Origin of the sequence: Mesoflavibacter zeaxanthinifaciens DSM 18436 (assembly GCF_000422365.1) — a bacterium.
GTDB classification, from domain to species: Bacteria; Bacteroidota; Bacteroidia; order Flavobacteriales; family Flavobacteriaceae; genus Mesoflavibacter; species Mesoflavibacter zeaxanthinifaciens.
In genome coordinates this window covers 80,306-92,127 of sequence record NZ_AULQ01000002.1, presented here as the reverse complement: position 1 = coordinate 92,127, position 11,822 = coordinate 80,306, and the positions used below count along the sequence as shown (strand labels likewise).

Below are 11,822 nucleotides of genomic sequence, written 5' to 3'. Positions count from 1 at the left end.
AGCCTTCAGTTACCTGAAGGCTTTTTTTATAATTTCAACTTAAAACTACTCTTTAGTTTCGGTAGCTGTTTTTGGTGTTTTTTGTTGTGTTAAAGCATTTTTAGCTAAACTAGCCATATTAAAATTAGGTGCTAAAGCTAAAGCTTCATCTAATTTTTTAATAGCTAAATCTATATTTGCTACTTTATCTTGATTGTATTTTACTAATGCGTCTAGATAGGTAAAAGCTGCTTTTAAAGGTACTGTGTAAGGTTGTTGCGTTTCGTAGTAGGTTTTTCCTTGTTTTTCATTTATACCAGGTATTCCTAAATTAATATAGGCTTTAGCTTGTGTTAGATTATTAATATTAAGGTTAAGTTCTGCAATTTCATAAGCCACTAAAGCATTTTTTGTTTTATTGTAAATTTTAGTGTAAAAAGGAATTGCTCTTTCAAATTCACCTAAGTTTTTTAGTGCTACAGCTTTTACTTCTATTGCAATATCAGAATCAGAATCTTTATTGTCAATTCCAATGGTATTTAAAGCTTGCGAAAATTTATTGTTTTGAAGATAGATGTAAGCTAAAGTATCTTTTCTTGCTTCAGATGGTTTTAAAACGTTTAAATGCGTCATTGCATTAATAATACCTTGTACGTCACCTTGCATTTGCATTTGTTGGTAATACGCTTCGTAATGCTTTATTAAAGCGTCATTATTTTGAGCAGTAAGACTAAGGCTAAAGCAAAAAATAGATAAATAAATTATGTGTTTCATTTTGTTAAAAATTTTTGTGGCTCAAAACTAAAAAAATATTTTGCTTAGTGGTCTTAAAATAAGTGAAATAAGCGTTAATTATTCTAAGCTAATTGTCTTTTTAACAATAATAGCGTCATTAAGCACAAAAGGTTTTGGGATCATATCTTTTGATCTTTTAGGAATACTAAATAATTCATTTTCTAATAAATCATTAGACGCTTCATAAAGTTCTATTCTAGTCTCTTGATTTTTTGGTACAGAAATTTCTAACTCTAAAGGCTCGTCATTTGTTACATAATAACAGAATAATCTATTACTTTTCCTATTGCTAAACACAGCAGAGTCTTTTTCAGTTTTCTTTTCAATTTTAACACCATTTATTTTAAAACTTTTAAACACATTTGTGGTGTCAGAAAACAATTCTATACGTTGAACATGTCTTTGTGGAATAATGCAAATGTTATATGATCGTAAATTACCAATTATAGTGTCGTTAGAAATTTCAATTTTTGGTTGAGGTATATTTTTTATAGGTGCAGATTTAGAATAACTAAAACCTGTACCGTATTTACTTCCAAAGGTATTTTTACCAAAAGCTTTGGCTTTGTCAGGAGTTTCACCTAAAAAATTAGTGGTATACGTATCTAAAATGTTATCGTAGGTTGCCCAAACTGCAGTGTTTTTATCCGCATCTAACGCATAAACTAAACTATTTGGTTTTGGTGAATCCTCTGTAAATTGCGAGTTGAAATGCGCTACAAAAAAGTTAATAATAGCTAAAGTAAAAAAGGCATAACTCCATCTTTTTTTATGTTTTAAAAAGCCTAAAACTGGTAAACAAAGTCCAAATATTAGAACCAATAGGATAGCAGTAACAAATAATATTTTTAGCCCTAATCCAACAGGAAACATTTTTATTAATGGGGACATAATAAACAACACAGGTATGCATAAAAATGCCAACATAATAAGGTTAGGTTTTTGTTGTCTTATTAACACAAAAAGCGCTATTAACCCAAAATATACAGGTATAATAAAGTAGCTAGCACCTTTTAGACCAAAAGCTGTTAAAGCACAAATTAGCAACCAAAAAAATAGTGGTGCAATAAGTAAGCTACTTACATTATTAGTCTTATAAACTTTACCGTAAACGTAAAAACTAATGGCTAATGTTAGAAATACAAAAAACCAGATGTAGGTGTGACCATTATACGTAAAACCATGTAAAATCTCGTTGTATTCTGGATAGATGGTTAAAATTAATTTCCATCCAAAAAATCCAACAACTCCAGAAATTAGTAGGCTTAATAAAAAGGCAATAAAACCTTTGCCAATGTCTTTACCTTTTAATTGTCGTTGTTTAAATCCATAAATCAATAACGCAATAAAAGCTACAAAAGCAATAACTAACATTGGTATAATCCAACTAAATGGATAAGTAACTGTCTTAAAAAAAGGAACATTAAAATAGATATAATCTTCTGTGCTTTTTAAGTTGGTTAGATTAGCTTGGCTAAAATGCTTTAATAAAGGCATTAAATACGTGCCTTGATGCTCTAATGTATTTCGGTCTAAACGCTGGTAATTGTCATTAGCGGTATGGTAATCAAAATGATCATCGATAAAAGCAAAATTAAAACCTTCAATATCACCATCACGTCTAAAAACGGTTAAATCGGTATCGTTAGGCAGCATTTTGTAAATACTATATGCTAAACTGTTGGCTACTGGATATTCTGGGTTTGCAGCTACAAATTCTTTCATCAAATTAGCATTTCCGCCATTAGTTTCAATAAGCATATAACTTGGTCCGCCGCTTCCTCTAGCTTCAAAATTTAAAACTAAACCAACATCTTTTGCCCAAGGATGTTTATTTACAAATAATTCGGCACCATTTAATCCTAGTTCTTCAGCATCTGTAATACAAACAATAATATCGTTTTTAGGTGTGTTTCCTTCAGCTAAATACGCACGCAAACCTTCTAAAATAGTAACCACACCAGAACCAGCATCACTTGCACCAATGGACGAATGCGGGTTACTATCATAATGCGTTAACAGCATTAAAGCTTTGCTGTTACTTTCGCCTTTAATTCGTGCTAAAATATTGACAGGTTTTGTAAAGTTATTCCATTGACTGTTAGTAAAACCTTCCTGTGTTTCGGTGGTTAAACCCAGTTTTTCTAATTCAGAAATAATATAATGTCTAACACGTTTATTTTCTTTACTTCCTGTGTAATGAGGCGCTTTAGAAATTTCTGCTAAATGTACCAAAGCTCTATCTGTAGAGAATTGTGATAAAGGTGTATCTAAATTTGAAATCTTATTAGGAAGAAGTGCATCGAAGCTTAAATATACAGCCAAGCACAATACAAGAATAGCAATTAGTTTTTTAAACATTTTGAAGGTTTTAGTTTGCAGTATAAAAGTAAGAAATAATTGCGTGTATAAATATTTTAGGATAAGTGATTGAAAATAAGTAACTTTAGTTAAACCGAAAATTAAAAATTATGGGAATTAAAAGTTTTGAAGGTTCTAGAAAAGGACAACAGCAAGTAGATGATACCTCTTTACAGGTTAAAGATTACATGACTAAAGATTTAATTACTTTTAAACCTACACAAAGTGTTGAAGAAGTTGTAGAAATTTTAATTAAACACAAAATTTCAGGTGGACCAGTTGTGAATGAAAACAATGAATTAATTGGTATTATCTCTGAAGGTGATTGCATTAAACAAATTAGTGAAAGTAGATACTACAACTCACCAACCCAAGATAGTCATGTAGAAAACCATATGGTAAAAAATGTTGAAACCATTGACGGTAACCTAAATATTTTTGATGCTGCCAATAAGTTTTTAAGTGCTAAACGCAGACGTTTTCCTATTATTGAAGATGGTAAATTAATTGGACAAATAAGCCAAAAAGATATTTTAAAAGCGGCTATGCAATTAAAAGGACATAACTGGAAACCTTAACGACCGTGTTTTGGTTTTAAAGCTTCTGTAGCATCTGTGATTAAAATCTTGTTTTTGTCTTTAGCAACTAATGTCGCTACACGAGAATAGTTGTAATCTGAAACAGGCTGTTCTAATTCTACCCATTTTACGTAACCAGCAACAGTAATACGCTCGCCAACTTCTATAATAGATTCGCGGTAACGTAATTGTTTGTTGAACCCAAAAAGTCCTGTCGATTCTATGCCGTAATTATCTAAAAGCGACTGAAACTCTGGTGTTGGATCATTAAATGTTCCGGAATTTGCTTTTTTATCAGACACCAAATAGGCGTAATAATTTTTGGGATTTTGTTTAGGGAAAATAAGTAATCTTTCGCCAGTTTGCTCCACAAAAAAATCTTGAATTTTCTCCTCGTCAACAATAGTTTTCCAATGTGAGTTTTTTCCGCTATTAACTTTCTTTTCAATAACAATTTGATAAAACACACATTCGCGTTGACTTAAAGGAGCAATTAAAGGTTGGTTAACGTTAAGAGCATTGCCTTCAACTTTAGAATAATGATGATTTTGTAAACTACCTATTTTACTAAAACGTAATTTTTTAAGTCGGCGTAAAATAATGGTCTTTGGATTAAAATAGTAGATTAAAAAAATAATTATAGCTACAACAGAAACAATAGAGATGATTATGATAGATTTTTCCATTATGATAATTAAAAGCGTTTAACTGTGCTGTATAAGTAGCGTTTTATAGATATTAGTTACAGTTATTTGCCAGCTTTTAAAGCATGCAATGCAAAAGAAGCTAACCAATGTGCGCCAGCATATTCGCCAGTATCCATTTTTGAATAACTATCATTAAAATGTGTATTAGCTAATGCAATCATTTTATTGTTATCTAGTGCTTTTCCTATTTGGTATAAACACCACGTTCTACTAAAGTTTAAACCATCTAAATGTGCCATTTTACCATCCGTCTTATCAACAACTTCAACAGGTGATATATATTGAGCTGGTTGTTCTCTAAAACCAGGTAAAAATTGATCCAACCATGTTAAGTAGTCTTCTTTAGGTAATACTTTTAACATCAAAGTAGCTTCTTCTAGGCATGGTGATAAAAAATCAAATCCGCCAGGTTCCCAATTTATGGGACAACCTTTATCATTTTGATAGAATGCTTTAGCTCTTTCTTTAATAACTTTAGCTAATTCTGGACTGTAATTTTCAGCATAATCTAAAGCAAAGCTCATTCCAAAAGCAGTGTTTGGATGTTCTCCTACACGGATTGGATAATTTAATTTCTTAAAAAATTCAATACACTTACTTTCGATTAATTGGGTTAATGGTTCTAAATTTTTATCTAATTCATTTAATTCAGGAATATTAGATTCTTTTAAGCTTTTAGCTAATTTTAATAGCCAAGCCCAACCGTAAGTACGCTCAAAAGTTTTGTTATGTACATCATCAAAATATTCAATTTCTTTTAAAATATTTTCTTTAGAAATGGTTGCTTGTAGTTTTTTTATAATTTCATCTTTTTCTTTAAAATCTGGGTACGTGTTAAGTATGTTAACTAGTGTCCAATGTCCATGTACAGCACTATGCCAGTCAAAACAACCATAAAAAGTAGGATGTAATTCTTTAGGTGTTTTTAAATACGTACTGTCTCCTAAAACTTGACCTAATTTGTTTGGATACTCTTGATCAATACAGGTGTAAGCAAACGTATATAAGTAATCTGCTTTTTTAGCATCAATGGTAATAGGTTTTACTATTTGATCAGTTTCAGTATCAGTATCAGTTTGTTGACTTTTGTTATTACAGCTAAGTAATATTAACGCTAAAAAAAGTAGTGTGTATTTCATGTTATTGTCGTTTTACAAGTGCGTAAAAATCATTATCTAAAGGTAAATAACCTTGATCGTACACAAAATAATAGATTGTTCCTGCTTTGGTGGTATAAATGCTAGTAAAGTAGTTAAAATCAAATCCTTTTTCTATCAATTTTGTGCGTGTAGTTTTTGTCTTTTGATCAGGATTTAAAGCCTCTAAAATGCGCCAATTTTTACGTAAGCGATTATTTATATTTCTAATTAAATTTTTTCCGTCTTTATTTAATTTGTTGTTATACGCGTTTCGACAACCATCAGAACAGAATTTTTTGTCAATTCTTCCAACTATTTTGTCGCCACATTCTGGACAGGTTTTACTCATAGTTTTAGATTATTAATTTTATACCAACGTAAAGTCATTTTTTCCGGCGGAAAATAAAAATCGTTTAAATAATGTAAACCAATTTTTAATAACGCATTGTGTGATGCTTGATTATCTATGTGAGTTGTAGCATAAAGACGTTTTAAATTTAAAACTTCAAAAGCATATTTTGCAGCAGCTTTACCCGATTCGGTAGCGTAGCCTTTTCCCCAATAGTCTTCAATTAAACGGTAGCCAATGTCATAATATGTTGTGAAGCCATTCATATTATATTCGGTGTTAAGTCGTAAACCAGACCAACCCACAAAATTACCCGTAGCTTTTTCTATGACCGTAAATCTGCCAATACCACGTTGTTTATATTGTTGTTTTACACTGTCTATAACCTTTTGCGCTTCAGCTTTTGTCTTTATTGGTCTATTACCTAAATATTTATGAACGTTTGGATTACTGTCTAAAGTAAACAAGCCATTAAGATCTTCGTCACGCATTTCGCGAAGTAGTAAACGCTCGGTTTCAATATTAAAGGTCATAATTGAAATTTAAGGATAGTAAATTACAAAAATTATTCATTTACAAATGCTTACGTTGCGCAATTAATAACGTATTGGTGCCATTTACTTTATTTAAAGTTTCAGTTTTGTACTTGTTTTGATTTAAAAATGAAATAATGCCAGCTAACTTCTGGTCGTTATTTTGATGTAAAGCAGCATTAAAAATAATTTGGTTTTTAACCGATGCTGTTTTTATAATCGCTGCCCAAAAATTGTTTGCTAAAACAAAGTTTGGTACTTTGGTATCAATAAAAATATCTAAGATGATGAGGTCGAAATTCAATTGAGTTTCTTCTAAAAACTTAACAGCATCTTGACAAATTATCTTAAGGTTTTGATCTGTTTTTAAGCTGAATTCTTCTTTAGCTAAATCAATAATTACAGGATCAATATCTACTCCGAATATCTGTTTTTTAAAGTTGAAATCTTTTCGTAATGTTTCAATTACACTTCCGCCACCAAGACCTAAAACCAAAATATTCTCTACGGTTTTTAATTGGATTTGCTTTAATCCAAATTTCAAAATTTGCTGTAAACTACCGTAAGAATAGTTTGCATTTTTAGTGTTTAAATGTTTTTTTCCGTTGTACCAAGTAATTTCTAAAGTATCGCTATACTTAGATTTTATTTTTTTAGTAATCGGGTAGAAGTAGCTTAAAAGTCTTTTCATTACTGGTAAAAGTAGCTTTTTTGTTTTAAATAAAAAACATTTACAAACGACAACAAACGATTACATTCGACATTAAATAGGTAACAACCGAATAAAATTTGCAAGCTGTCTGATCTTTGCACTGTCGAAACATAAGAACTCGATAGTATTAACTGTTTAACATTAAAAATTAAAATTATGAACGCATTAAAAAACAAAGTACAGTTGATTGGTAGATTAGGACAGGATCCAGAAATTATAACCTTTAACGACGGAAACAAAATGGCTAAATTTAGTCTTGCAACAGACGATAGCTACAAAGACAAAAATGGTAACAAAGTAGAACGTGCGTATTGGCACAATATAGTTGTTAAAAACGGTTTAGTAAAAGTAGTTGAAGACTACGTTACTAAAGGACAAGAAATAGCTATAGAAGGTAAATTAACTAACCGTACTTGGGAAGATAAAGAAGGTAACAAGCGTTATGTTACAGAAGTAATATGTAACGAGTTATTAATGCTTAGCAAATAAGATTTAGATATTATATCAAATAAAAAGGCTCGCTTTAAGCGAGCCTTTTTTATTGTTATTATTCTTTCCAGAATTCTTCAATTTCTTCTAAAGATTTTCCTTTAGTCTCTGGTATAAATTTATAAGTTAAAAATATAATCACTAGGATAAACGCGATAAATATAAAGTATGGCATTGATCCATTCCAAGGAGCGCTATTGTTAGCTTCACTTTCCATCACCATAGGGAATGATTGAGAGACTAAATAATTTGCAGCCCATTGTGCTGCTACAGCAACAGACATAGCTACACTACGGATTTTATTAGGGAACATTTCAGATAAAATAACCCATACAATTGGACCCATAGACATAGCAAAAGAGCCTATAAAAATTAAAACTCCTAATAAAGATATAAAGCCTACTGCATCTTGCTGTAATGATACTCCTAAAAGTAAAAATCCTAGAATCATACCTATAGAACCAATATACAATAAAGGTTTTCTACCAAACTTATCTACTGTAAACATAGCGATAAAGGTGAATACAAGATTTACAAATGCTAATAATATTTGTTGAGCTAAAACATCTTCTTTACCAAATCCTAAAGCCTTTTCAAAAATATCTGCACCATAGTATAATACAGCGTTAATACCTGTAAATTGTTGTAAGACAGATAATGCTGTTCCAATAACTATTATAGCTAAAATCCCTTTAGAAAAATAATTAACTTTTACCTTGTTTTCAGTTTTTTCAAAAGAATTTTTTATTTCAACAATTTCTTTTTTAGCTTCTTCTACACCATGTATTTTATTTAAAATTTGTAACGCAGCACTATCATCTCCTTTTAATGCTAACCAACGTGGGCTTTTAGGTACAAAGAATAATAGTATTAAAAATAAACCACTTGGGATTAATTCTGACCAAAACATACGTCGCCAACCAAAATCTATATTTTCGGCTTCTGTTAAATTATTTCCAATAAAATAGGTAGCTAAAAACACTACAAAAAAACCAACAACTATGGCTAATTGGTAATAAGTAACCATTTTACCTCTAATGTTACTTGGTGCTATTTCTGCAATATACATAGGTGCATTCATAGAAGCTATACCAATACCTAAACCTCCAATAATTCTAAAAATAACTAATAAGGTTACAGATTCTTCAAAAAATGAAGGTAAACCTGATCCCCATGCAGAAATTGTAAATAGTATTGCAGAGATAATCAAAGAATACTTACGTCCTAGTTTAATACTTAAAGGTCCAGCTACAATTGCTCCTGCAAAACAACCTAAAAGTGCACTACCAACAACCCAACCTTTCATAGCTGCGTCTAATTCAAAATATTTACTTAAGTAAAATTGTGCGCCATTAATAACTCCTGTGTCATAACCAAATAGTAATCCACCTAAAGCAGAAACTATTGTGATTAGTAATAAGAAAACTTTTTTATTCATTTTAATCTATTAGTGTTAGTTAGTATCTTTTTTTAAAAACTGAAAAGTAATAAAAACAGGTAAATGATCTGAAGGATATTTTAAATCCCAATTATCACTTAAAACTGAATATTTTTTTACTAAAATAGATGATTTTGTAACAAAAATATAATCTATCCTTCTTTTAACAGTTTTATCAAAATGAAAACCATTAAAAGTACCTTCTGGTCCAAATGCTAATTTCGCAATATTTTTACTATCGTCTAAAGTAGATGTGATTGTTTGTATAGGTTTACTATCAGGTTCTAAGTTAAAATCTCCCATAAGTAAAACAGGATAGTTTTCTGTATTGAATACTTTTATTTTTTCAAGAATTAATGCCGCACTTTTTTGTCTAGCAACTTCGCCTACATGATCAAAATGTGTATTAAACACCCAAAATGTTTCTTTTGTTTTTTTATGTTGAAACAACGCATATGTACACACACGGTTACAAACGGCATCCCAACCCATACTTACTTTTTCTGGTGTTTGTGACAACCAAAATGTTGAAGATTGAAGCACTTTTAACTCCTTCTTTTTATAAAAAATTGCAGAAAACTCGCCTTCATTTTTTCCATCATCACGTCCTACACCAACAAAGCTGTAATCTGTCAACAGACTATCCATATCTTTCATTTGATTTGGCATAGCTTCTTGCACACCTAAAATATCTGGCTCGTAAAATTTGATTTGATTGACCATGAATGGTTTACGGTTTGTCCAACTGTTTTTACCTTCTTTTGGATAATCTAATTTGATGTTGTAGCTCATTATTTTCAAGTCTTGAGATAAGACCGAAAATGAAGTTAAAACAACTAAAAGTGTTATAAAATTTTTCATCTTTATTCTACATAAATAGTTTCAGTTTGTTCCGAAATTCCGTTTTCGTTATACGCTTCAATAGTAAAATAATACGGTGTATCTCTATCTAAACAACGCATAAAATGAGAATTAGTATCGTAAACTTGCCAAGATTGGTACAATTTGTTTGGTGCAATTCCCCAACGTATGTTATACCCTTGCGCGCCTTCAACTTTATCCCAAGAGAATGATATATCTCTACGGTCTTTTTCGCGATTAATTTTGAAGTTAGACACCTTGTTTGGTGCTTCACCTAAGCCTAAACCAAAAACTCTAACCTCAGACATTGCAAAGTTGTTTCCTGGTACTTTAATGTTATTGTATCTAACGTATTTTGCTTTTACAGGTTTGTCTAAAACTAGATAAGCGTTTGGTGCGTCAATCTCAGATTTACTTCTATCTACAACGGTTTTCCAGTTTTTTCCATCTTCAGAAGTTTCAATAGTAAATTGATGTTTTAATCCTTCAACACGTGTGTAAATTCCTGATTCGTGATCGTGGTAATTTAACTGAATAGCATGTACAGTTCCTTCATTTAACAATTCAATTGTGATCCATTGTTTATCGTCATTCGCTTTGGCAACCCAAAAGGTTTTTGGGTTTTCGTCGGTTAAAACTTTTGAAGTTATTTGTCCTTCAGCATTGGTTTCTGTTGGGATTTCTTTGACTTCAACTTCATCATCATTAGACGTAAATTTCATTATTTGTTGAAGTGAAGACGAAACTGTTACATTGCCCTTATACGATAATAGCATCCAACCATTATGTTGTCCTGCTTTTGTTGGGTGATTAGCGCCATAATGTGGGTAATCGCCGTAAGATGTGTTGCTGTACATTAAACCTTCATCATCAAAATAGGTAGGAAACATACATAAACGACGTTCCCATTGTGCATTAGATGCCAACGCCATCGTCGCAAAATGCCAGTATTGACCGTTGGTTTGCTTTACTGTAATACCGTGACCTGCACCATTGGTAAATCCGCCAGGTTTAAAACTCATCGGATTATTTTTCATATAGGTGAAAGGTCCAAGTGGTGAATCGCCAACATACACACCATCAGCATATACGTTAAATTGTGTACCTGGTGCTGCGTATTGTAAATAGTATTTTCCGTTGTGTTTAGTCATTGACGCACCTTCCATATAACCTTCTTTTAAGGTTGGATGAAAGTTGTTTTCACCAAAACGTTCCCAACCGTGTTTTTCTTCATCTAAATTTATTAGCTCTTTTCTTACGCCAGTTTCTAAAAAGCGATCATCTTTATTCAACATCTTTACACGAATAGGATGCACGTTAGAACTTCCCCAATATAGATACGACTTACCATCGTCATCAATAAACAATTCGGAATCTTGTATGTTATTTGAAATAGATGCAGTTGGTGACCATAATCCTTTTTTAGGATCGTCGGTATATAAAATGCTTCCGTAGCCAGCAGGATCGCCAGCAAAATAAACTAGTGAATCTTTATAATTGAAAGCTGTTGGTGCATTGCTGCCTTCAAAAAACCATTGTTGTGGTTTGATAAATTTCCAGTTGACTAAATCTGTGGAATGCCAATAGCCAAACGAACGCGTGACGAACATATAATATTCGCCTTTAAACTCTATAACCGCCGGATCTGCACCAGAACGATAGGATTGATTTCTGGCAGAATTATAAACCATATAGGTATAATCAATATCTAACGGGTTGATGTAAGTTTGTGTGGTATCTATTGTTGTTGTTTTAGTTTTATTATCTTCTATAACAACAGTATTTTCTTGCTTTTGTTTACAAGATACCATTGTTATAATTAGGAATGCGAGTTGTATGCTATGTTTTAATTTCATCTGTTAATTTTTATTGTTTTTCAAT

Annotated in this window: 12 protein-coding genes; 2 read left to right on the top strand and 10 right to left on the bottom strand. The window is 31.3% G+C overall.

The genetic code is table 11. The annotated features are described in order from the left end of the window. Positions 1-45 precede the first annotated feature (45 nt). Both H574_RS0103205 and H574_RS0103200 read right to left on the bottom strand, forming a co-directional pair. Complete coding sequence (locus tag H574_RS0103205) at positions 46-753, bottom strand: tetratricopeptide repeat protein (protein WP_027879178.1); 708 nt, start codon at positions 751-753, stop codon at positions 46-48. A gap of 78 nt (positions 754-831) precedes the next feature. After that, positions 832-3,135 (bottom strand): M28 family peptidase, encoded by a 2,304-nt coding sequence (locus tag H574_RS0103200; RefSeq protein WP_027879177.1) that lies wholly within the window; start codon positions 3,133-3,135, stop codon positions 832-834. A 110-nt stretch (positions 3,136-3,245) separates the two neighbouring features. Between H574_RS0103200 and H574_RS0103195 the strand changes: the two genes are divergently transcribed. After that, positions 3,246-3,713, top strand: coding sequence for a CBS domain-containing protein (locus tag H574_RS0103195; RefSeq protein WP_027879176.1), 468 nt, complete (start codon positions 3,246-3,248; stop codon positions 3,711-3,713). Here the strand turns inward: H574_RS0103195 and H574_RS0103190 are convergent. From H574_RS0103190 to H574_RS0103170, 5 genes are all read right to left on the bottom strand, one after another. Then, positions 3,710-4,399 (bottom strand): hypothetical protein, encoded by a 690-nt coding sequence (locus tag H574_RS0103190; protein ID WP_027879175.1) that lies wholly within the window; start codon positions 4,397-4,399, stop codon positions 3,710-3,712. The genes H574_RS0103195 and H574_RS0103190 overlap by 4 nt on opposite strands. 62 nt (positions 4,400-4,461) lie before the next feature. Then, positions 4,462-5,559 (bottom strand): DUF2891 domain-containing protein, encoded by a 1,098-nt coding sequence (locus H574_RS0103185; RefSeq protein ID WP_027879174.1) that lies wholly within the window; start codon positions 5,557-5,559, stop codon positions 4,462-4,464. A 1-nt stretch (position 5,560) separates the two neighbouring features. Next, the gene (locus H574_RS0103180) at positions 5,561-5,908 is read right to left on the bottom strand and encodes a hypothetical protein (protein WP_027879173.1); all 348 of its coding nucleotides are present in this window, start codon (positions 5,906-5,908) and stop codon (positions 5,561-5,563) included. After that, a complete protein-coding gene (locus tag H574_RS0103175) occupies positions 5,905-6,441 on the bottom strand; it encodes a GNAT family N-acetyltransferase (protein WP_027879172.1) in 537 nt (178 codons plus the stop codon). The genes H574_RS0103180 and H574_RS0103175 overlap by 4 nt, the downstream gene beginning before the upstream one ends. A 40-nt stretch (positions 6,442-6,481) precedes the next feature. Next, positions 6,482-7,132, bottom strand: a complete 651-nt coding sequence (locus tag H574_RS0103170; protein WP_027879171.1) for a spermidine synthase — start codon at positions 7,130-7,132, stop codon at positions 6,482-6,484. A 177-nt stretch (positions 7,133-7,309) separates the two neighbouring features. Here H574_RS0103170 and H574_RS0103165 point away from each other — a divergent pair, with 177 nt between their 5' ends. Next, positions 7,310-7,642: a single-stranded DNA-binding protein gene (locus H574_RS0103165; RefSeq protein ID WP_027879170.1), complete on the top strand. Its 333-nt coding sequence runs from the start codon at positions 7,310-7,312 to the stop codon at positions 7,640-7,642. A 58-nt stretch (positions 7,643-7,700) separates the two neighbouring features. Here the strand turns inward: H574_RS0103165 and H574_RS0103160 are convergent, their stop codons facing one another. Genes H574_RS0103160 through H574_RS0103150 form a run of 3 tightly spaced genes read right to left on the bottom strand, consistent with a single transcriptional unit; the run spans position 7,701 to position 11,797 of the window. Continuing rightward, the gene (locus H574_RS0103160) at positions 7,701-9,080 is read right to left on the bottom strand and encodes a sugar porter family MFS transporter (RefSeq protein WP_027879169.1); all 1,380 of its coding nucleotides are present in this window, start codon (positions 9,078-9,080) and stop codon (positions 7,701-7,703) included. Positions 9,081-9,095: 15 nt separating this feature from the next. Next, complete coding sequence (locus H574_RS0103155; RefSeq protein ID WP_155912567.1) at positions 9,096-9,941, bottom strand: endonuclease/exonuclease/phosphatase family protein; 846 nt, start codon at positions 9,939-9,941, stop codon at positions 9,096-9,098. Positions 9,942-9,943: 2 nt separating this feature from the next. After that, positions 9,944-11,797, bottom strand: coding sequence for a family 43 glycosylhydrolase (locus tag H574_RS0103150; RefSeq protein ID WP_027879167.1), 1,854 nt, complete (start codon positions 11,795-11,797; stop codon positions 9,944-9,946). Between the last annotated feature and the right edge of the window lie 25 nt (positions 11,798-11,822).